The organism is Cedecea sp. NFIX57 (assembly GCF_900177785.1).
In the GTDB taxonomy this organism is placed as follows: domain Bacteria; phylum Pseudomonadota; class Gammaproteobacteria; order Enterobacterales; family Enterobacteriaceae; genus Cedecea; species Cedecea neteri_C.
On sequence record NZ_FXAS01000001.1, the window covers coordinates 49347 to 71133 of the forward strand.

General features: G+C 54.7%; 20 protein-coding genes. 13 read left to right on the top strand and 7 right to left on the bottom strand.

The genetic code is table 11. The annotated features are described in order from the left end of the window. Window positions 1-109 precede the first annotated feature (109 nt). The gene (locus B9Y90_RS00250; RefSeq protein WP_085539853.1) at window positions 110-1351 is read right to left on the bottom strand and encodes a DUF1479 domain-containing protein; all 1242 of its coding nucleotides are present in this window, start codon (window positions 1349-1351) and stop codon (window positions 110-112) included. A 240-nt stretch (window positions 1352-1591) separates the two neighbouring features. Here B9Y90_RS00250 and alaC point away from each other — a divergent pair, with 240 nt between their 5' ends. Further along, window positions 1592-2830: an alanine transaminase gene (alaC, locus tag B9Y90_RS00255; protein ID WP_039295735.1), complete on the top strand. Its 1239-nt coding sequence runs from the start codon at window positions 1592-1594 to the stop codon at window positions 2828-2830. 59 nt (window positions 2831-2889) lie between these two features. On the opposite strand, the gene ypdK is transcribed toward alaC, so the two are convergent. Next, window positions 2890-2991: a membrane protein YpdK gene (gene ypdK / locus B9Y90_RS27525; protein ID WP_034809579.1), complete on the bottom strand. Its 102-nt coding sequence runs from the start codon at window positions 2989-2991 to the stop codon at window positions 2890-2892. A 302-nt stretch (window positions 2992-3293) separates the two neighbouring features. Here ypdK and B9Y90_RS00260 point away from each other — a divergent pair, with 302 nt between their 5' ends. Both B9Y90_RS00260 and B9Y90_RS00265 read left to right on the top strand, forming a co-directional pair. Continuing rightward, window positions 3294-3644 carry a cupin domain-containing protein gene (locus B9Y90_RS00260; RefSeq protein ID WP_039295732.1) on the top strand — a complete coding sequence of 117 codons (351 nt, stop codon included), beginning with the start codon at window positions 3294-3296 and terminating at the stop codon, window positions 3642-3644. Between the two features lie 106 nt (window positions 3645-3750). Beyond that, a complete protein-coding gene (locus tag B9Y90_RS00265; RefSeq protein WP_085539983.1) occupies window positions 3751-5247 on the top strand; it encodes an MDR family MFS transporter in 1497 nt (498 codons plus the stop codon). A gap of 5 nt (window positions 5248-5252) precedes the next feature. Here B9Y90_RS00265 and B9Y90_RS00270 read toward each other — a convergent pair whose 3' ends face one another. Then, on the bottom strand, window positions 5253-5915 hold the full coding sequence (locus B9Y90_RS00270; protein ID WP_039295730.1) for a GntR family transcriptional regulator: 663 nt from the start codon (window positions 5913-5915) through the stop codon (window positions 5253-5255). A 357-nt stretch (window positions 5916-6272) separates the two neighbouring features. Between B9Y90_RS00270 and B9Y90_RS00275 the strand changes: the two genes are divergently transcribed. From B9Y90_RS00275 to B9Y90_RS00300, 6 genes are all read left to right on the top strand, one after another. Continuing rightward, a complete protein-coding gene (locus B9Y90_RS00275; RefSeq protein ID WP_085539854.1) occupies window positions 6273-7514 on the top strand; it encodes an NRAMP family divalent metal transporter in 1242 nt (413 codons plus the stop codon). 10 nt (window positions 7515-7524) lie between these two features. Then, complete coding sequence (locus tag B9Y90_RS00280; RefSeq protein WP_085539855.1) at window positions 7525-8295, top strand: LamB/YcsF family protein; 771 nt, start codon at window positions 7525-7527, stop codon at window positions 8293-8295. Window positions 8296-8304: 9 nt separating this feature from the next. Further along, the gene (locus tag B9Y90_RS00285) at window positions 8305-9114 is read left to right on the top strand and encodes a putative hydro-lyase (protein ID WP_085539856.1); all 810 of its coding nucleotides are present in this window, start codon (window positions 8305-8307) and stop codon (window positions 9112-9114) included. Between the two features lies 1 nt (window position 9115). Then, window positions 9116-10723: a 5-oxoprolinase subunit B/C family protein gene (locus tag B9Y90_RS00290; RefSeq protein ID WP_085539857.1), complete on the top strand. Its 1608-nt coding sequence runs from the start codon at window positions 9116-9118 to the stop codon at window positions 10721-10723. After that, window positions 10704-12434 carry an acetyl/propionyl/methylcrotonyl-CoA carboxylase subunit alpha gene (locus B9Y90_RS00295; protein ID WP_085539858.1) on the top strand — a complete coding sequence of 577 codons (1731 nt, stop codon included), beginning with the start codon at window positions 10704-10706 and terminating at the stop codon, window positions 12432-12434. Before B9Y90_RS00290 ends, B9Y90_RS00295 begins: the two co-directional genes overlap by 20 nt. Window positions 12435-12692: 258 nt before the next feature. Continuing rightward, window positions 12693-14174, top strand: coding sequence for an APC family permease (locus B9Y90_RS00300; protein ID WP_085539859.1), 1482 nt, complete (start codon window positions 12693-12695; stop codon window positions 14172-14174). Between the two features lie 59 nt (window positions 14175-14233). On the opposite strand, the gene B9Y90_RS00305 is transcribed toward B9Y90_RS00300, so the two are convergent. Both B9Y90_RS00305 and B9Y90_RS00310 read right to left on the bottom strand, forming a co-directional pair. After that, entirely contained in the window at window positions 14234-14941 is a 708-nt protein-coding gene (locus B9Y90_RS00305; protein WP_039295711.1) for a cache domain-containing protein, read from the bottom strand. A gap of 27 nt (window positions 14942-14968) precedes the next feature. After that, window positions 14969-15688, bottom strand: a complete 720-nt coding sequence (locus B9Y90_RS00310) for a FadR/GntR family transcriptional regulator (RefSeq protein WP_039295709.1) — start codon at window positions 15686-15688, stop codon at window positions 14969-14971. A 236-nt stretch (window positions 15689-15924) separates the two neighbouring features. Between B9Y90_RS00310 and B9Y90_RS00315 the strand changes: the two genes are divergently transcribed. From B9Y90_RS00315 to B9Y90_RS00330, 4 genes are all read left to right on the top strand, one after another. Beyond that, window positions 15925-17352, top strand: coding sequence for a gamma-aminobutyraldehyde dehydrogenase (locus tag B9Y90_RS00315; RefSeq protein WP_085539860.1), 1428 nt, complete (start codon window positions 15925-15927; stop codon window positions 17350-17352). 11 nt (window positions 17353-17363) lie between these two features. After that, the gene (locus B9Y90_RS00320) at window positions 17364-17837 is read left to right on the top strand and encodes an ester cyclase (protein ID WP_085539861.1); all 474 of its coding nucleotides are present in this window, start codon (window positions 17364-17366) and stop codon (window positions 17835-17837) included. A 164-nt stretch (window positions 17838-18001) separates the two neighbouring features. Beyond that, window positions 18002-19906 (top strand): NAD(P)-binding protein, encoded by a 1905-nt coding sequence (locus B9Y90_RS00325; protein ID WP_085539862.1) that lies wholly within the window; start codon window positions 18002-18004, stop codon window positions 19904-19906. A gap of 7 nt (window positions 19907-19913) precedes the next feature. Beyond that, window positions 19914-21116, top strand: coding sequence for a cytochrome c (locus tag B9Y90_RS00330; RefSeq protein ID WP_085539863.1), 1203 nt, complete (start codon window positions 19914-19916; stop codon window positions 21114-21116). A gap of 73 nt (window positions 21117-21189) precedes the next feature. Here B9Y90_RS00330 and B9Y90_RS00335 read toward each other — a convergent pair whose 3' ends face one another. Both B9Y90_RS00335 and B9Y90_RS00340 read right to left on the bottom strand, forming a co-directional pair. Beyond that, window positions 21190-21438, bottom strand: a complete 249-nt coding sequence (locus tag B9Y90_RS00335) for a DUF2442 domain-containing protein (protein ID WP_039295698.1) — start codon at window positions 21436-21438, stop codon at window positions 21190-21192. Further along, window positions 21422-21664 carry a DUF4160 domain-containing protein gene (locus tag B9Y90_RS00340; RefSeq protein WP_085539864.1) on the bottom strand — a complete coding sequence of 81 codons (243 nt, stop codon included), beginning with the start codon at window positions 21662-21664 and terminating at the stop codon, window positions 21422-21424. Before B9Y90_RS00340 ends, B9Y90_RS00335 begins: the two co-directional genes overlap by 17 nt. Window positions 21665-21787: the final 123 nt, after the last annotated feature.

Sequence of the window (21787 nt, forward strand, 5' to 3'; positions counted from 1 at the left end):
AGAGATTGTTTATTCCCTCACCCCAAGGGGTGAGGGAGAAAACGGTGGTGGGAGAGTTTGTTTATTCCCTCTCCCTTCCAGGGAGAGGGCCAGGGTGAGGGTCATTACTTCACTTCCCGCCAAGCTGCTCTTTTCCGGCGGGCGTCAAATCCTGCTCTGTAGCGCGGCCAACAAAATCCACCTCAAAATCATCGGCGGCGAAATCCGGCGGCGTTTTGCCCTCAACAAACGCGTCCCACTGGCGCGGCAGATACCCGGCGTTCTTCTCGCACCAAGGCGCGGCGGCGATGTACATCACGTTGCTGTCGAACTCGCCGAGGTGTTCGTTCTCGACGGCATGAATCACATCGCAATGCCAGAAAACGGTATCGCCCGGCTCCATATCGGGAATGGAGGAAATCCCAGTCAGTAAAAGGGGATGCCACTCTTTGTTAATGGATAATGCTCTGCCTGGCTTAGCTTCGCACAACGATTCTTCTGGCACATCGTCCTGCAGCGCACGCAGCAGGATCCAGGCCATAGCGTTAGCCACCGGCAGCAAATTCAGCGTGCCACCGTGTTTGCGTTGGGGCGTTAGCGCCGTCCAGCCCTGGAAGGTCCGGAACATTGAACAGACCGCAGGGGACGGGAATTCTCTTACTTCCGTTCTGCCCTCGGCGGCAAACGGGTCGTAATCCTTCCAGTTGCCGGAAAAGACGTGGCGATATACGTGGCGGAAGTTCTCGTCCAGCCAGCGTTCAACCGAGCCGCCGTCAACGTGTGGGGAAAGCCCAAGAGAGCTTGAGTGGGGTGGGCGGCGGCGAGTGCGGTCCGCGTAGGATACAACGCGATTTGGATCGAAGTGCTGCCTGTCGTGGCTTTCCGTTTGCCACAAATTATTCAGGAACACCTGCACTGCTTTCATACGCTCATGCTGACGGGCTTCGGTTTGCGGTTTAGACCAGTAAATGCCGTAGATTTGCGGCTTACTGTCGGCAAGAGTGCCGAAATAGTTATCTTCCGCCGCATTTTTCAGGCGTTCAACAAAGTGATTTCGTGCCAGATAATTGCCGATTTCTTCATTCCAGCCGCGAGCTTGCTCCTGTGGGAAAACGCCCCGGATCGTGCAGCAGCCGCGCTGGCGAATCAGCGCTTTTTGTTGCTCGCTCACGCGGCCCTGAAGAATGTCGTCGGCGTCGAGCTGCGGGACAGGATTTTCGCCGCGCGCCATTTCTTCGCGGATCGTTTCGATCTGCTGGCGAATATTGGCTTCAAGCCCGGCAAAGACCGATTGATAGTTGGGCAGATCGCGGCGCAGCTTTTGTTTTATCTCACGGATAGCTTTTGGCAGATCGTTAATGTCCAGGTGCATAGGGGACTTCCTCTTTCAGAGAGTAGGTTACTGAGTTGTTGCTACCTGGTTAATGTATGCCTGAATCATTAAATGAAATAGAGATATGTTTCATTCGAAATTTCCCATTTTATGCAACGGAAAAATATTTTCATTTCCCCCTCGACAGGCGATTTTTATTCAGGCTATTTTCAAAACAGGCCACATCGCGTGGCAGCGTCGCTCGGACGGTCCGGGCGCTCACGTTACTCTGAGGAATTTATGGCTGACTCCAGTCCAAAACGTCGTTTTTCGCGTATTGATCGCTTACCCCCTTATGTTTTTAACATCACTGCCGAGCTGAAAATGGCTGCGCGACGTCGCGGCGAAGACATTATTGATTTCAGCATGGGCAACCCGGACGGGGCGACGCCGCCGCACATCGTTGAGAAACTTTGCACCGTGGCCCAGCGTGAAGACACGCACGGGTATTCCACTTCGCGAGGTATTCCTCGTCTGCGCCGCGCCATTTCTCGTTGGTACAAAGATCGCTACGACGTGGATATCGACCCTGAAAGCGAAGCCATTGTGACTATTGGCTCGAAGGAAGGGCTGGCGCACCTGATGCTGGCGACGCTGGATCACGGGGATACCGTGCTGGTGCCAAACCCAAGCTACCCGATTCATATTTACGGGGCGGTGATCGCCGGGGCGCAGGTTCGTTCCGTGCCGTTGGTGGAAGGCGTGGACTTTTTTGCCGAGCTGGAGCGAGCCATTCGTGAAAGTTACCCTAAACCGAAGATGATGATCCTCGGCTTCCCGTCTAACCCAACCGCGCAGTGCGTGGAGCTGGAGTTTTTCGAGAAGGTTGTTGCCCTGGCGAAGCAATACGACGTGCTGGTGATTCATGACCTGGCCTACGCCGATATTGTGTATGACGGCTGGAAAGCCCCTTCCATTATGGAAGTGCCCGGCGCGCGCGACGTGGCCGTGGAGTTCTTCACGCTGTCAAAAAGTTACAATATGGCGGGCTGGCGCATCGGCTTTATGGTCGGCAACCAGGAGCTGGTCAGCGCGCTGGCGCGCATCAAGAGCTACCATGATTACGGCACCTTTACGCCACTGCAGGTGGCGGCGATTGCTGCCCTGGAAGGCGATCAGCAGTGCGTGCGAGATATCGCCGAGCAGTACAAACGCCGTCGGGACGTGCTGGTGAAAGGCCTACACGAAGCGGGATGGATGGTGGAATGTCCGAAAGCGTCCATGTACGTCTGGGCAAAAATTCCTGAACACTACGCGGCGATGGGCTCGCTGGAGTTCGCCAAGAAGCTGCTACAGGAAGCGAAAGTCTGCGTTTCACCGGGGATTGGCTTCGGCGACTACGGCGACACTCACGTTCGCTTCGCGCTGATTGAAAACCGGGATCGTATCCGCCAGGCCGTGCGCGGTATTAAGGCGATGTTCAGGGCTGACGGGCTGCTGCCACCGCTGCCGAAAAACGCGGCGGAAAACGCAGAGTAATGAAACGAAAACAGGAGCCTTTTGGCTCCTGTTCTTTTTGCGCTGCTGTTTGTGAAGGCTTATTCAACCATCAGGAAGAAGGTACCGGCCCACAACACAACAATCACAGAAATACCCATCAGAAAATATTTCACTTCACATCGCTCCGCGCTGACGCGCATCTCAACAGGTACATAATAAGCTGAAGCCGCAACCTGCTTTTAAGATGCCGCTTCATCTGGTATTCGGAGGTAAAACCTTACCCGGACGGCGCTAATGTACTCCCAAATTAAAAATGAAAACAAGTGTCTCAAAATTGTGACAGTTGTCTATTTTTTGAACTTTAATTGGGTGGAGGTGATGCCTTATTTACTTCATTAAAAACATTAGGATATATCGCTTTTTTGGTGATATTTTTCGTCTAAAAATAAGTATTTTTGCTTACGCTAAATTTTATTAATTTTTTCGCTGAACAGGAGGAAAGATGATCGTTTCAAAAGAAAATGCGGAACACTATCTGTGGGGAACAGACTGTGATGGATGGCATCTGTTAAAAGATCCTACTTTGAGCGTGATTCATGAACGTATGCCGCCGGGCCGGACGGAACAAAGGCACTACCATTCCGTGGCGCAGCAATTCTTTTTTGTGTTAACCGGAGCATTGACGATGGAGCTAGAAGGAGAGCGCTACGTTGTGCCAGCGGGGAAGGGGATCCCGATTCCGCCGCAGGCAAAGCATCAGGCTCGCAATGATTCCGCTAACGAGGTTGAATTTCTTGTTATCTCGCAGCCGACGACCCGAGGCGACAGGGTTAATTTGCCAGTAACGGATTAAACGCGCTTTTCAGAGTTTTGATGCAGTTCAGGCGGCGGTTAAGCAGGTATCTTTACACTCTCAGCAAATCGCCAGGGCGAACGTATTCCCCTTAATGAAAACGACCATGACAACAACAGAAACTGCTTCATCTGGCTCGCCGCAAACAACCTCAGTCCGCCTGCTGTTCGCGGCACTTATGCTGGTCATGCTGCTGGCCGCGCTGGACCAGACCATCGTTTCTACGGCTTTGCCGACTATTGTGGGTGAACTGGGCGGACTGGACAGGCTTTCCTGGGTTGTTACGGCGTATCTACTGGCTTCCACGATAGTCGTGCCGCTCTACGGCAAGTTTGGTGACCTGCTTGGGCGCAAAGTTGTGTTGCAAACGGCGATTGTGGTCTTTCTTCTTGGCTCGGCGCTGTGCGGGCTCGCGCAAAACATGACGCAGCTTATTTTAATGCGGGCGCTGCAGGGGCTGGGCGGCGGCGGGCTATTGGTGGTCACCATGGCGGCGGTAGGCGACGTGATCCCGCCCGCCGAACGCGGTAAATACCAGGGGCTTTTTGGCGGTGTTTTTGGCCTGGCGACGGTTATTGGTCCGCTGATTGGCGGTTTTCTGGTTGAGCATTTTTCCTGGCGCTGGATTTTCTATATCAACCTGCCGCTGGGGATTTTTGCCCTGCTGGTTATCGGCGCAGTGCTGAAATCCCAGACGGCGCGAATTCGCCATCAGATTGATTTTCTCGGCGCGGGCTACCTGACGATTTCACTGACCTGCCTGATTTTATTCACCAGCGAAGGCGGTACGGTGATGGCGTGGTCTGACCCGCAGCTGTGGTGCATCTTCGCGTTCTTTGTCGTGGCGCTGATGGGGTTTATCTATGAAGAGCGGCTGGCGATTGAGCCGATGATCCCGCTAAACCTGTTCCGCAACCGCACCTTTTTATTGAGCTGCTTGATTGGGTTTATCATCGGTATGTCGCTGTTTGGCTCGATGACCTTTTTGCCCCTTTATCTGCAGGTGGTAAAGTTTTCTACGCCGTCCCAGGCGGGGATGCAAATGTTACCGCTGATGGGGGGGCTTATCCTGACCTCAATCATCAGCGGGCGTATCATCAGTAAAATAGGCCGCTACCGCATTTTTCCCATTATCGGCACGTTGTTAAGTTTTATCGCGATGGCGCTGCTTGGTACGCTAAAGCTGGATACACCGCTGACCACGCTTTATCTGCATGTTGGCCTTTTAGGGCTCGGGCTTGGCATGGTGATGCAGGTATTGGTGCTGGCCGTGCAGAACAGCGTGGAAATAAAACTTATCGGGGTCGCGACCTCAAGTGCGACGCTGTTTCGCTCCATCGGCGGCTCAATCGGCGTGGCTGCGTTCGGCGCGGTATTTACCTCCGTGCTGCGCAGTAATCTTGAGAGGCTGATCCCGGAGGGGACTCAACTGCCGCGTCAGCTCGGCGCGCAGGCGGTACACGAACTGCCCGTGGCGATCCGTAACGATTATCTGCAAGCCTTTGGCTCAGCAATTCATTCCGTGTTTATCATTTCGGCGGGCGTTGTTGTGCTGGGTTTTGTCCTGGCGCTGTTGATGAAAAATGAGCCGCTAAGAAAATAGCGTTATCAGTGGGTTTGCTGATGCCGTGACCACGCCGCCAGCACCGTACGCTCCGAAAGTTCCAGATACTCGGCGAGCGTTGCGGCGGCCTGGGCATTGTTGCCGGTATTGAGCAGGGCAAGTATATGCGCATTTTTCTCAATGTACGGGGCATAGAGCATTTCAGGGTCGTTCAGGTGCCCGAACGCGAGCCTCAGCTCCGCGGAGATATTGCGGTAGAGGCGAATCAGGCGTTCGCTGTCGGCAAGTTCGACAATCGCCGTATGAAACTTCATGTTGGCCGTTCCCACGCTGCGCCAGTCGCTGATTTGGCTGTATTCTCTCGCTTCTTGCACGGCGGCTTCCATTTTTGTGACCGCGGGATGCAACGGATAAGCGTGCGCTAACGCATCGCATTCAATCAATCGGCGAATGCGGTAGATGTCGAGGATGTCTGCCATATCGGGTATCGCAACATACACGCCCCTGTTGGGCTCATAGCGCAATAATCCTTCCTGCGTCAGCATACGAAACACCTCCCGCAGCGTGTTGCGCGAAATATCTAACTGTTCGCTGAGCGCGGCCTCCGACAGACGCGTACCCGGTACAAGTTCTCCGATAATGATTTTATGGCGAACGGTTTCGGCGATTTTCTCGCTCAGCATCTGAGCGGGCAGCTCTTTTTTCATGGTTTTCCGCGCGTGATCGGGTAAGTCGCAATCTTTGCATATTCGCCTGGGGGCAGCAAGACATTGACATAGCGAGATTATTTCAAAATAAGCGGTAATTTATGCGCCATTTTGGTGATTATGTGCGTTTTTATGCACTTATTTGGTGCGCTCAGTTCTGAGAAGATGCCAAAAAGTGATCGGCGTTTGTTTTTTATCATCCATTTCTCGATTCTGTTTGTCTGTTTAATCAACAGTCATTAGCTTATTGTTCAACAATAAATTCATATTTGATTAACAATATGGCTATTTACATCAACGATGGCCTGCTTATTGCTTAACAGACAACGTCATAATTCTAATAATGGAGTGAGTAAGATGGCAGCGCATGAAACTGATAACCAATCCTTTGTTCAGAAGCGACGCTCATCGCTGATCGCGGCAATATTTCTGATGGCGACCTCGGCCATTGGGCCTGGATTTATCACCCAGACAGCCACCTTTACCGCAACGATGGGCTCGGCCTTTGCCTTCGGCATTATGGCTTCGATTGTCATTGATTTTGTGGTGCAGCAGAACATTTGGCGTGTGGTCACGGTCACGAAAATGCGCGCGTCCGATCTTGCCAACGAAACGCTGCCGGGCAGCGGTTACCTTCTATCCATACTGGTTATTTTTGGTGGGCTGGTATTCAACATCGGCAATATTGCCGGGGCCGGTCTGGGGCTGAATGCCATGTTTGGCCTGGCGCCAAAATGGGGGGGATTACTCAGCGCGCTGCTGGCCATTTATATTTTCTCTTCCCGCCGCGCCAGCACGGCCATTGACCGCCTGATGATCGTCCTTGGCCTGGTAATGATTGCGCTCACGCTGTACGTGGCTTTCGTTTCAGGCCCGCCGGTGGGCGAAGCCCTGTACCAGAGCGTCCTGCCCGATCACATTAATTTTGCCACCATTACCACTATCGTCGGCGGTACCGTCGGCGGCTATATCTCCTACGCCGGCGCGCACCGCTTGCTGGATAAGGGCATGGGCGGCGTGGAGAATATTCAGGCCGTCTCTTCTGGCGCGACAAAAGGCATACTTGTCGTTGGGTTAATGCGTTATATCCTGTTCCTCGCCGTATTGGGCGTCGTTGCAAGTGGCGTCACGTTAGATATCTCCAGCCAGGTTGCAAACCCGGCGCTACAGGCATTTCAACATGCGGTGGGCTCCTTCGGCGTGCAGCTTTTCGGCTTCATTTTCTGGGCGGCGGCGATTACCAGCGTGATTGGTGCAGCCTACACTTCTGTGACCTTTATGACGGTATTTAATAAACAAATGGGCGAGCGCCAGCGCAGTATTGCGACGGTCATTTTTATCGCCGTCTCGCTGGTTATTTACCTGATGTTGGGCACGGCTCCTGCGGCGCTGCTGGTCTTTGCCGGTGGTTTTAACGGCCTGATTTTACCGATCGGCATGACGCTTTTTATCTACGTGGGCTGGAAACGAGCCGACCTGATGTCAGGCTATCGTTATCCTCGCTGGTTGTTGTGGACGGGGCTATTAACCTGCGCGCTCACCTGGTATATGGGGGCGCTATCCGTCGGTGCGATTTTTGATTTCCTGAAGATTGTCTAAGGAATAAAAGATGTTGAAAACTATAGATTTAAACAGTGATTTGGGTGAGGGCTTTGGGCAGTGGAGCATGGGGGACGATGCGGCAATCCTCAGGCTGGTAAGCAGCGCTAACGTGGCCTGTGGCTTCCACGCCGGGTCTCCTGCCGGGATTTTAGAAACGCTGAACGCGGCGAAGGCACAGAATGTGGTGGTGGGGGCGCACGTTGCGTACCCGGATCTTGTCGGCTTTGGCCGCCGTAATATGGACGTGGCAAGCGATGAGCTAACGGCCGATGTCATCTATCAGATTGGCGCACTTCAGGGGCTGGCCCGTGCGGCCGGTACAGAAGTGCGGTATGTAAAGCCGCATGGCGCACTGTATAACACCATTGCTCACCATGAACGCCAGGCGCTGGCGGTGATTGACGCGATACTGGCGGTGGACCCGAGTCTTCCCCTCGTGGGGCTGGCTGGTTCTCCGGTGCTGGCATTGGCGCAGCAAAAAGGGTTGAAAACCATCTCTGAAGCTTTTGCTGACCGCGCCTATCATGCGGATGGTTCTCTGGTTTCACGTCGTGAGACGGGGTCAGTACTGCATGACGCCGGGCTGGTCGCTAAGCGTATGCTGCAGTTAATCACCGAGGGCGGTGTGGAATCTATAGAAGGGAAATTTACCCCGATAAACGCGGATTCTATTTGCGTACACGGTGACAGTCCCGGTGCGATTACGATGGCGGCGGAGATCCGCAAGCTGCTTGAATCCCAGGGAATTGCCATTCGCGCATTTGTCCCGCAGGCCTGAGGAGCGTTTATGTCGACGTTAATGAAGGCCAGCAAGGAAGCGTTAGCGGCCGCGCGTGAAGCCCGGTTGGCTATCCGCGAGGGGTTTGATAAACCCACGGCGGGGATGGCTCCGGGGATGACTCAGGCGAATATGATTTGCCTGCCGAGAGAATGGGCGTTTGATTTCTTGCTCTATGCCCAGCGTAACCCACAGAGCTGCCCGGTCCTGGACGTTATTGAATCTGGTGGGCATCAAACCGTGCTGGCGGGAGAGGCGGATCTGCGAACCGATATTCCGCGCTATCGTATCTGGGAGCACGGCCAGCTTGTTGATGAGATAACGGATGCCCGCTCGGTGTGGCAGCAGCATCCTGACCTGGTCACGTTTTTAATCGGCTGCAGCTTCACGTTTGAAGCCCCACTACGCGAAGCCGGGATTGACGTTCGCCATATTACCGACGGCGGGAATGTACCGATGTATAAAACCAACCGTTTATGCCGCCCGGCGGGTCGCCTGCAGGGCGAGCTGGTGGTATCGATGCGGCCGATTCCGGCCGATAGGGTGGCTGATGCTGTGATGATTAGCGGTCGTTTCCCGGCGGTCCATGGCGCGCCCGTTCATGTGGGGGAGCCGCACCTGCTGGGTATCAACGATATTGCTCAACCAGATTTTGGCGATCCGGTGCGCATTGAACCAGGAGAGATACCTGTTTTCTGGGCCTGCGGCGTAACGCCTCAGGCGGCGGTGATGAAATCTGGTGTTCCTTTTGCCATTAGCCACGCGCCGGGACACATGTTTATCACCGACGTGCCGGATGCGGCATGGCAGGGGAAATGACGTGAGATTTTTAGCCGTTAATCTTAGTAGTTTTTTGGTGGAACTCAGTTCGCTCGACGAAACGCTGGCGCTTTTTGATTCCCTGAGCGCCGAGCCTGAAAACGGCATCCAAGAGATGATCCCTGCAGCCCGCACTTTGCTGATCCGTTTTTGTCCCCGAGAAACCAGCCAGGCAACGTTGGTTGAAAAAATATCGCGCCATTCTCTGACCGGGCGTACGGTAGGCAGCAGCCAGCAGGTCACTATTCCAGTTTATTACAATGGCGAAGACTTACCTTCCGTGGCCGATCTGCTGGGCACTGAGGTACAGGCTTTGATTCGCCGCCATCAGGAATCCGTGTGGAACGTTGCGTTTACCGGTTTTGCGCCAGGTTTTGCCTATATGGTTTCTGACGATGGGGGCTGGCAGACACCGCGACGCAGCACGCCACGTACCCGTATTCCCGCGGGCTCCGTGGCGCTTGCCGGTGAGTTTAGCGGTATCTATCCGCAGGCCAGCCCCGGCGGCTGGCAACTGATTGGCCAGACCGAACTGAAAATGTGGGATCTTTCCCGCGAACAGCCCGCGCTGCTGATGCCGGGCGCGCAGGTTAACTTTATCGACGCGGCAAAAAGCGCAAAAACCATCTCACTTCCTGCACGCGTCATCCCGCCAGACCTTCCTGAAAATACGGGGTCAACGCTGACGGTATTGGCAACCGGGCTGCAAACGCTATGGCAGGATGATGGCCGGACGGGAAGGGCCAGTATGGGCCTTTCTGAATCCGGGGCGATGGATAAATCTGCGCTTCATGCCGCAAACCGTATTGTAGGTAATCCCACCGGCTCGCCGTGCCTGGAAATCACGCAGGGTGGTTTCCGCGCCAGAGCGGCGGGCGAGGTGATCATCAGCGTTACCGGAGCGAAATGCCCGCTGACGTTGCTTACCGCAGAAGGTGGGCGTTATACGGTAGACGGCTATCGGCCGTTAAACCTGGCAACCGGCGATGAAATCCATGTTGGTGTCCCGGTTCGCGGGTTACGCAGTTATCTCGCTATACGCGGAGGATTTATTGTGCCCCAGAGTCTGGGCAGCGCAGCGCGCGATAGTCTGGCTCAGGTTGGCCCTGAGCCGCTGGGCGTAGGGGACATTTTAGCTATCGGGGCGCACCCACATCCGGGTGCCGTACAGCTAAATGAGCTCCCGCCGGGTCCGTTACCCTCGGCGGAAGACACCGTTACGCTGGATATCGTGCTCGGACCGCGTACTGACTGGTTTACTGCCGATGCGATCAAGATGCTCACGGCCCAATGCTGGCGGGTCACACCGCAATCGAACCGTATTGGCTTACGCCTGGATGGAGAGCAGCCTTTGGCACGTAGCCAGCATCAGGAGCTGCCGAGCGAAGGCACCTGCAGCGGTGCTATCCAGGTGCCCACCAGCGGTCAGCCAGTTCTGTTTCTGCACGATCATCCGCTCACCGGTGGTTATCCGGTGATTGCCGCCGTGGCGGAATATCATCTTGATCTGGCAGGGCAAATCCCGCCGGGTGCCTCGATCCGCTTCAACGTTATCCGACCTTTTTTGGAAATAGCAGGGAGTAAAGCCAGTGACTACCGCGACGCATAAAGTTCTGATCGCCAACCGGGGTGAAATTGCCGTTCGTATTATTCGCGCCTGCCGTGATTACGGCGCGGAGGCTGTGGCGGTTTACTCTGATGTCGACGCCGATGCGCTTCATGTTCGCATGGCCGATGAAGCCTGGGGGTTGCCGGGTATCCAGTCCGGCGATACCTATTTGAATATTCCGCTGCTGGTGGACATTGCTCGCCGCAGTGGCGCAACCATGGTTCACCCTGGCTATGGTTTCCTCTCAGAGAGGGCCGAGTTTGCCCGTGCGGTACAGGCTGCCGGACTTATCTGGGTTGGCCCCGAGCCGGAGACAATTGAAAAGCTGGGCGACAAAGTTCAGGCCCGTAAAATAGCTCTGCAGGTTGGCGCGCCACTGGTACAAGGCACGCCCGATCCTGTCAGTAGCGCGAGTGAAGTGGCCGATTTTGCCTCTACGTATGGTCTGCCGGTAGCGATTAAAGCCGCATTTGGCGGCGGTGGGCGGGGGCTGAAGATAGCCTGGAAACTTGATGAGGTCGAAGAGCTATACCATTCAGCGACGCGCGAAGCATTAAGCGCCTTTGGCCGTGGCGAGTGCTATGTCGAGCAGTACCTCGACTGCCCGCGACACATTGAAGCACAGGTGATCGCCGACAAACATGGCAACGTGGTGGTGCTCGGCACACGCGACTGTTCACTGCAGCGCCGCAACCAGAAGCTGGTGGAGGAAGCGCCTGCGCCGTTTATCAGCGAGGCGCAGCGACAGGCAATCCACAGCGCCGCGCGCGATATCTGCGCTCATGCAGGTTACGTTGGTGCCGGTACCGTTGAATTTTTGCTTAGCCGCGATGGAAAATTGTCATTCCTTGAGGTTAACACTCGTCTGCAGGTAGAGCATCCGGTAACCGAGGAGACGACCGGGATTGATATCGTCGTTGAGCAGCTACGCATAGCCGAAGGTTTACCGCTGAGTATTCAGACTACACCGGTTCCGCGTGGCCACTCGTTTGAGTTTCGCATAAATGCTGAGGATGCGGGCAAAGGCTATTTGCCTACGCCAGGTAACATAAGCGTCTTTCGTGCGCCGTCTGGCGCGGGGGTTCGTCTTGACAGCGGCGTTGAGGCCGGGTCTTCCGTGCCGGGCAGCTACGATTCTTTGATGGCAAAACTTATCGTTACCGGCAGCACCCGTGAGCAGGCCATTGCCCGCGCCCGTCGTGCCCTGAGCGAGTTTGAAATTGACGGCGTGGCTTCCGTATTGCCGTTTCATCGCGCGGTGATAAACGAGCCTGATTTTACTGAAACCTTTGTCGTACACACCCGCTGGATTGAAACGGATTTTGCCGGGCGCATTGCGTTTGCCCCGCGTCAGGTTCCGGCTGCGGATGAGATCCTGACGCGCAGTTGGATAGAGCTGGATGGCCGCCGCGTGAAGTTGGGGCTGCCGGCACATCTGTTCGGCGGTATTGCCCGGGCGAATACGAGCGGCTCCCCAAAAGGTACACCTGAACTCACCAACGAAGCCGTAATCGAAGCACCTATATCCGGCGTGCTGCAGAGCTGGCTGAAAGCAGAGGGCGCGACGGTTGTTCAGGGGGAAGTGATTGGCGTGATGGAAGCGATGAAAATGGAGGTTCAGGTGGTGGCGCACCGCAGCGGCAAGCTCAAACCAGGTGCAGAAAAAGGGGCTTCCCTTGAGGCTGGCCAGCCTCTCGGTGAGATCGGCTAAAGTCTGCAAGAACATAAGAGAAAAGGCGGGCCTGGCCCTCCTTTTCTTTGGCAGTGTCCAGGCTTCTTCACAGCAAAATTCTTCTCCTGCCTGGGACTAACTTCCTATGCCATAGCGATTTCTTCTTCATTTCTAAATTAACAATAACATAACATTATATCTAACAAAATTGTGACAAAGCACAATATACATATAACTTAATATGTTTTATAAAATGTAGCCATTGCCTGCAACTATGCCCCCTAAAGAGAAAGACATATGGAACAGACATCTGCTACAAAAAGCACCGTTCCCCAGCCGGAGAAGGGCCAGCAGTTCAACCGCTCCATCGGCCTGGTATCCAACTTCGCACTCGGTTTTACCTACCTCTCGCCGTTGACCGCCGTGTATTCCCTGTTTGCGCTGGCGATAACCCTTGCCGGGCCGCCAGCTATCTGGTGGATCCTGATTGCCGCCTGCGGGCAGCTGCTGGTTGCCTTGGTGTTTGGCGAGGTGGCTTCGCAATATCCCATCACCGGCGGGCTATATCCGTGGGCCAGAAGGTTGTGGGGGAAGAAATATGCCTGGATTGCCGCGTGGATTTACCTCTGGGCGCTGGTGGTAACTATTACGTCTATCGTGGAATACACTTCCACCTTCGTCGCCTCACTTTTCCATTACGGTGATACGCCGTTTGCGATGCTGCTCACTTCCGTGGTGCTGCTCACCATCATGATGGGCGTCAACATGTCCGGGACGAAAAACCTGGCGAGGGTCGCCCGCTTCGGCTTCTGGTGTGAAATCATTAGCGTGATTGCGCTCGGCATTTACCTGCTGATTTTCCACCGCAATCAGCCTTTCTCCGTGGTGTTTGACGCTATGGGCGCGCTGGCGAAAGACGGCAGCTACGGCACGGCGTTTATGTCTGCGTCGCTGATGGGCTTGTTTATGTTCTTCGGCTTCGAAGCCTGCGGCAACGTGGCGGAAGAAGTGAAAAACCCGGGGCGTAAGATCCCGGTGGCGATGATCCTCAGCATCGTTTTCGGTGCGATCTCTGCGGTGATCTCTATCCTGGGTTACCTGCTGTCATCCCCGGATCTGATGAACATTGTGAGCGGCAAAATAGCCGATCCGATCCCGGCGATTCTGAACGATGCGCTGGGCGAGAAGGGCGCCACGCTGTTTATTGTGATTGCTATCGTGGCGATGCTCTCCTGCATCCTGTCGCTTCAGGCCGCGCTGAGCCGCCTGATCTTCTCGTTCTCTCGCGACAAAATGCTGCCGGGCAGCGAGTGGATGGCGAAAATCTCGAAGCACAGCGTGCCGGACAACGCGATGTTGGTAAGCTGCCTGCTGCCGATGGTGATTTGCGTCTGGGTGTACTTCCAGCCGGATAACCTTGCCCGCATCACCGCGTTTGCCGTGATAGGGATTTATGTTTCCTTCCAGATGGTGATTCTGGCCGCGCTTCGCCAGCGCCTAAAGGGCTGGAAGCCTGCGGGAGAATGGACGCTGGGGTCATGGGGTATGCTGGTTAACGTGCTGGCGCTGGCCTATGGTATCGGCGGGATCTGGCTGCTGGCTCAGCCTGCGGACAGTGCAACCTTTATCGACCGCTGGACGGTGCTGATTGGCCTGGCGTTGATCATCGGATCGGGGCTGGTTTATATGACGATTGCCAGACCGTTCGGTCACTCTGATGCGCCTGAAAATGACGCTATTGAATACGCCAAACGGCTAAATCTTTCTCGCGAGTATTAATAAAAAAGGGCCTTATGGCCCTTTTTTCTGTATGTGTTTATCCACAACATTAAAGGGCCTCATGGCCCTTTTTGGATCAGCTCATATAACGTGCAGTATTCCGTGTTATAGACTTCAACCGCCTCAGCGGTATTCAGTAATTCACCGACGCGGTATTTAGGATAAGTAGAGAAAATAATCCGCTTATCTAAATTAGTCAGCATAACTTTGTGGTTATTGAACAGCGGAAGTAATTCTTCCTCAACTTCACTGACCAGTACATCAATTGCCGCCACACCGATGAAACGCTGGTGCAAATAAACCGGCATCGCTGACGTTAAGGTATAAGACGTATTACAGACGTAATCGACATAAGGGCCGTGAATATACGCCTGGCCATTTTCCTGAGCGTCTTTAAACCACTCAAAGGTTCTGAAATCCAGCCGCTGCTGGGTAGCCTGATCCAGGTCGAGATTCACCTTTTTCACGCCGTCGGCCTTTTTGTACCACCACTCCAGCAGCCAGTACTCTTTCTCCTCCGAGCTGCCTGCAATATGGCTGGCAAAGCCAGAGCCTGAGCAGTAAGGCGTTTCGTTCAGCGTCTCTTTGATATGTTCCTGAATGGCGCGTTTTACCGCGGGATCCAGCAGCAATTTATGATCGTCGCCGTGAAATGAGGCCAGCGTGGACTCAACCTGTGCAGCAAGCGCAATGGTTGCCTGGATGGTGGTGGTAATGATGTCGTCGATTTTACGGGTAAAAGGGATGAGGCTTGCAGGTACATTCATGGCGATGCCCGTGTTGTTGTGTCAGTTTTATTTATATTTTAATTTGTTTTCAATGAGATAGAAGGTGAAGGTGTCGATGAGTTGCGTGGCTAACCGCACCGCCTCCTGCTCGTGATGAGTTTCCAGTGCGGCGATCAATTCGGTATAAACATCAATCACTTCCCGATGAATGGCTTCATCACGGTAAAGAATAGCCACCAGTGAAGCCCATTCGGCCTGCAGCAGCAGCTCCTGGTTGGCAAGCCTTGCTGACTGAGAACTGGCAGAGAGGGCAAGCAGGCAGCGCATATCGGCCTGGGTTTTTAGCTCCGGCGTGCTGGCCGATTTCAGCGCTTCAACAAACTCCCGCAGACGGGTGATATCTGCACTGGTCATACGCCTGGAGGCCAGTTTGGCGCTGTGGCTAATTATGGCGCAATGCATTTCGCCGAGGTCTGAAATATAGTCTGAACTGATCGTCTTAAAAGGGTGAAGCGGCGTCTGAAATTCGCCGCTATTTTCGCAAACAAAGCTACCGCCATTTCGCCCACGAATAGTGTGGATTAAATTATTCGCCCGCAGCGTATTTAAGGCTTCGCGTATTGTAATGTGGGAAACGCCCATCATTTTGGCAAGGTCGGCTTCATTAGGAAGCTGCTCATTTGCCTCGAGCAAACCAGTAATAATTGCATTTGAAAGCCGCTGCACAATTTGATCGGATCGACTTGCCTGTCCTATAGGTGCGAATATTACTGCGTGAGTAATCATAGTGCTCTCTGATTAAAATTCCCTGAATCAACGGTTATTGATAGCACAGCCCGGGCCTTTAAGAAAGGCATCGACGGGCTACCAGAAACGGCGGTTTTCAGCGCTTGCCCGGCGTTATGATGTAAAAATATTGTTAAATTGTGGGGTTGATCATGTTGCTATCAAGCGCAGATTGAAAAGTCGCCACTCAAAAGATATTACATAATATTGTTTATGTTTAATTTGAGGAGAAGGCGATGCAAACCCTGAAGCATTTTATCAACGGGCATTATGTGGCAGGTCAGCCAGCCACGCTGTTTGACCTGGTTAGCCCGGTCAACGGCGAGGTGTATGCGCAATCGCCTGACGGCGGCGCGGAAGAGGTTAACCAGGCTTACGCGGCGGCAAAAGCGGCGTTCGCGGTATGGAAGCATTCCCTGCCGTCCGAGCGGCAGCGTGCCTTGCTGAAACTTGCCGACGAAATTGAGCGTAATGCCGCCCGGATTGTGGAAGTGCAAAGCCAGGAGACGGGCCAACTTAAACACTTTATCGAACGCGATGAAATCGCCGCTTCCTGCGACGCTATCCGCTTCTTTGCCGGGGCGGCGCGTTGCCTTGAGGGCAAAGCTTCCGGGGAATATGCCGCCGGGTTTACCTCAACCATTCGCCGTGAGCCGCTGGGGATTGTCGGGCAGGTAACGCCGTGGAACTACCCTTTCATGATGGCGGTGTGGAAAATCGCGCCGGCGCTTGCGGCGGGCAACACCGTGGTGCTGAAACCAAGCGATACCACGCCGATCAGCACGCTGATTCTGGCCGAAATCGCGGCACCGTTATTCCCTCAGGGCGCATTCAACGTGGTGCTGGGCAAAGCGGGGACGGGGTCGCTGGTGGTATCCAACCCGGAAGCCTCGCTGGTGTCGATTACCGGCTCTGTTCGCGCCGGGCTGCAGGTTGCCGCCTCCGCTGCCGCCAACCTGACCAAAGCGCATCTCGAATTAGGCGGCAAAGCGCCGGTGGTGGTGTTTGCCGATGCGGACATGAACAAAGCGGTCGAGGTGATTACTGCCGCCGGTTTCTCTAATGCCGGGCAGGATTGCACCGCCGCCACGCGCATCATCGTTGAAGCCTCCGCCTACGACGCTTTCCTTGAAAAGCTGATTCAGAAAACCAAATCAATCACCTTCGGCGAACCTGACGATCGCGAGGCTTTGTACGGCGCGCTCAACAGCCGCAACCAGCTGGAGCAGGTGACGGGTTTTATTGAACGGCTTCCGGCCCATGCAAAAATTGAAACCGGTGGCAAAAAGGGCGCGGGCCCCGGCTACTACTTTGAGCCGACGATTATTTCCGGGCTGAAGCAGCGCGATGAGGCCATCCAGCATGAAGTTTTTGGCCCGGTGATGACCATTCAGTCCTTCAGCAGCGAAGAAGAGGCGCTTAGCAGAGCCAACGACGTGGAGTATGGCCTGGCGGCGAGCGTCTGGACCAGCAGCCACAGCCGGGCGCAGCGTTTTAGCACTCGTCTCGATTTCGGCACCGTGTGGATCAATAACCACATCCCGCTGTGCGCGGAAATGCCCCACGGCGGATTTAAAAAGTCCGGCTACGGCAAAGATCTCTCGTCTTACTCTCTCGACGAATACACCCGCATCAAACACATCATGTGCGATATCACTGAATAAGGATCCCTGCGATGAAAAGAGTTAATGCTGCTGCGCTGTCGCTGTTTTTCTTTTCCACCCTGGCGCTGGCCGAAAGCGCTCCGCTTTCCGTCGTGAAAAATTATATGGCCGCGTGGAACGCCCACAAAGCCGGGCAGGCGGGCCAGTATCTTGCCAGCGACATGGTTTATTACGACGCCGCCGTCGGCACGCCGGTTGAAGGGAAAGAAAAAGCCGAGAAAGAGGTGATTGGCGCGTTTATTAAAGCGGTACCGGACCTGCACTGGCAGATGACCAGCGAACCGGTTTACAACCACGACACCATCGCTTTTCGCTGGACGTTCACCGGCACTAACAGCGGCGAGTGGAGCGGCAGCCCGCCAACCAACAACCCGATCAAGTTTGAAGGCGTAAGCTTTATCAAAGTCAGACACGGCAAAATTACCTGGCAGGGCGATTACTACGACTCGAAGAAACTCGACGAAGAGCTCAAACCTCGGCAATAGCCTGCGGCATGCCGCTCTCTGGTGGTTACCAGCGGGCGGTGTGCCGGTAACCCGTTACCAGAAAAGACACTATAGTTAACAGGCTTATCGCGTAGCGAAGCGGCAGGGAGTTTGTTATCATTTAGTGAATAATATGTCTAAAAGACTGATAAAAAAGGTTATCTATGTCTATTACCCGACGTGACTTTCTTAACGGGATGGCAATTGCAATTGTCTCTGGTTTAACGCCTCTGGAACTGGTGAGGGCAAACGGCAAAGCACCCGGCAGCGCCGCTATCAATGCAGATTATTATCCGCCGGGGCTGACTGGCCTGCGCGGCAACCACCCAGGCTCGTTCGAAATGGCGCACGCCCTCGGTCGCGAGCACGAAAAATTCGACTTTGGTAAGCTGCCAGTAGAAGAAGAGTACGATCTGGTGGTGGTCGGCGGCGGGATCAGCGGCCTGGCGGCGGCTTGCTTCTGGCGCGAAAAAATGGGGAAGGACGCCAAAATCCTGATCCTCGATAACCATGACGACTTCGGCGGCCACGCCAAGCGCAACCAGTTCAACGTCGGCGGCAAAACGCTGCTGGGCTACGGCGGCAGCGAGTCATTCCAGTCCCCGAACAGCAACTTCAGCCCGGTAGTTCACGGCCTGATGGATTCCCTGGGCGTCAGTATCACGCGAATGAAAAGCAGCTTTGACGCCACTTTCTACCCGGACCAGAACCTGAGTCGCGGTGTGTTCTTCGACAAAAAAAACTTCGGCGAAACCAAAATCGTCAGTGGCGACCCTGGCCGCGCGGTGTCTGATGATATTCCGCCGGACAGACTGAATGGCCGCAGTATCGAAGCCTTTATCAACGACTTCCCGCTCAGCGAGGCAGACCGCAAGGCGCTGCTGGATCTGCACGTCAACCCTGCCGATTACCTGCCGGGCATGACGGTCGAGCAGAAAAGCGAATGGCTGGATACCCACAGCTATCATGAACTCCTTGAGAAGAAAGTCGGCTTAAGCAAAATGGCGCTGATGTACTTCCAGCAGCGTACCAACGACTTTTTTGCCATCGGCATTGAAGGCGTGAGCTGCAGCGACGCGCGCGCCTGTGCGCTGCCGGGCATGGAGGCGATGGGTTTACCGCCGCTGGATGGCGAAGCGCTGGCCGACCTCGAGGAGCCGTACACTTACCACTTCCCGGACGGCAACGCTGGGTTGACGCGCCTGATGGTGCGCAAATTGATTCCTGAAGCGCTGCCGGGCAGCACGATGGAAGATTCCGTCACCGCAAGGCTGCACTACGAGCTGCTGGACAGGCCGGAAAACGGCACCCGCATTCGCCTCAACAGTAGCGTGATTAACGCCGCCAATGCCGATAACGGCGTGGTGGTGAGCTACATCAACAATCAGAGCGGTAAGCTGCACCGCGTGAAGAGCCGCAACGCTATCATGGCGGGCTACAACATGATGATCCCGTACATCGTGCCGGAAGCGCCGGAGCAGCAGAAAGAAGATCTGCGCCTCAACGTCAAAGCGCCGCTCGTTTACACCAACGTGGTGGTCAATAACTGGCGTGCTTTCAAAAACACCGGCGTGCATGAATTCTATTCGCCCGCTGCACCTTACAGCCGCGTGAAGCTCGATTACCCTGTCAGCATGGGGGATTACCATCACCCGCAGACGCCGGACGACCCGATGTGTATCCACATGGTGTATGTGCCGACTTATCCAGGCAGCAACATGTCTCCGCGCGAGCAGTTCCGCCGGGGCCGTGCGTTCCTGCTGGGTTCTACCTTCGAAGCCCACGAACAGATGATCCGCTCTCAGCTGCAGGAGATGCTGGGCCACACCGGCTTTGACCACGAACGCGATATTGCGGCCATCACGGTCAACCGCTGGGCGCACGGCTACGCCTACTACGCTAACGCCCTGAGCGATGACATGGAGAAAATGCCGGAAATTATCAACCGTGCCCGCCAGCCGATAGGCCGCATCACGATTGCTAACTCTGACTCAGACTGGAGCGCTTACGCCCACGCGGCTATCGACCAGGCATGGCGTGCAGTCAACGAACTTGTGGCGATGGGGTAACCAAAAAATGAAACGTATTTTAGCGGCTATCTCAATCCTCTTTTCTGCCAGCGGCTACGCTGCCGTATCGCAAGGTGAGTATGTGGCGCGCGCGTCAGACTGTGTCGCCTGCCACACCGTAGACGGCGGCCAGCCGATGGCCGGCGGCAAAAAATTTTCCACGCCGGTGGGCGATATCTATTCCACCAACATCACGCCGGACAAAACCCACGGCATTGGCGATTACAGCTACGAAGATTTCGAAAAGGCGGTTCGCCAGGGGATAGCCAAAGATGGCCACGCCCTTTACCCGGCGATGCCTTATCCTTCCTACGCCAGGATGACCGATGAAGACGTGAAGGCGCTGTACGACTACTTTATGAAGGACGTTGCCCCGGCGGCGACCGCCAACAAAGAGAACGATATTCCATTGCTGCTGTCGGCCCGCTGGCCGCTGCGCGTGTGGAACGGCCTGTTCGTGGATGATGTGAAATCCGGCGGCGTGGTGGTTGAAGCCCGCGGAGATAACGCGGAGAAAATTAAACGTGGGGCTTATCTGGTGCAAGGGCCGGGCCACTGCGGCGCCTGTCATACGCCGCGCGGCATGGCGATGCAGGAGAAAGGCTACGATGATTCCAGTCCAGAATTCCTGAGCGGGGCGATGATCGACGGCTGGTATGCGCCTTCCCTGCGCGGCATGAATATGTCCACTCAGGAAGTGAAAGATCTGCTGAGCAAAGGCCGCAGCCAGCATCACGCCATTGCCGGCCCGATGGGCGAAGTGGTCACCCAAAGTACCCAGTACCTGACGGATGCCGACCTGGAAGCTATCGCGCTGTATATCGCCAACTTCAAGCCGCAAAAACCAGCGGCCACGCCGGTGAATGCTGCCGTGGTTTCTCAGCCGTCCGACGGTAAAACCCTCTACATGCGCTACTGCTCAACCTGTCACAGCCCGGACGGGAAGGGCACGGACTTCAACGTGCCTTCGCTGGTGGGCAACTCGGCGGTGATGGCGAAAGATCCGTCCTCGCTTATCCGCGTGATTGCCGACGGGGCGCATACGCCGCAAACCCAGGGCACCATTCCGTTCATGATGCCCGGCTACAAAGGTGTGCTGTCAGAAAAAGAGATGACCGATGTGGTGAACTACGTACGCGGTTCCTGGGGTAACGGCGCGCCTGCGGCAACGGCAGAGGAAGTGAAAAAGATTACTGGCGAGGACAAATAGTTCAGCCAGGTGAGTTTAAAGAGGGGCCTTAATGGCCCCTTTTTTGGCGCGAGAAGTTGAATTCTATTTCTTTTCAGGCCGCGTCATGAGGGCGAAAGGTTGTATCGCCGCGACCGGCGAGCAGTCCTTCAACGGAGATATCTTCATTTAGAGTATCCCAATGAATGCCGCGTGCGCTTAATTCATAATTGGCACGCTGTACCTGATCGGCATGGAGCAACTTTGGAAACCATTCCAACGGTACGCCTAACGTGCGCCCATCGCTCAGTTCAACCCACATTTTTTGCTCATCAAAGCTCAGGTGTTTAGCTGAAATAGCCATACCATGCCTCTGTAAATAATTTCCGGTGATGTTTAACGTAACCTTCCAGTTCAGTAAGTTGTCTGGAACTGAAACCATCATTACGTGCAAGCGTAATAAAAGGACATAGCCAGAATTTAGCTTCGGCCTCTGAGTTTCGCACATGAATGTGTTGCGGCTCGAGAGGTGTTCCTTCATTCGAATAGAAGAAGAAACTATACCCTTTAATTCTTAGTATGACAGGCATAAGTAAGCACTCCATGCTCGGACTTCACGTTTTTCAGGATGTATGAAAATTATCCTGTCCTCATTTCCATGGAGCAATAATCCGGCTGAATGGGCTGTCATAATTGAGCAATGCCTCGTGAAA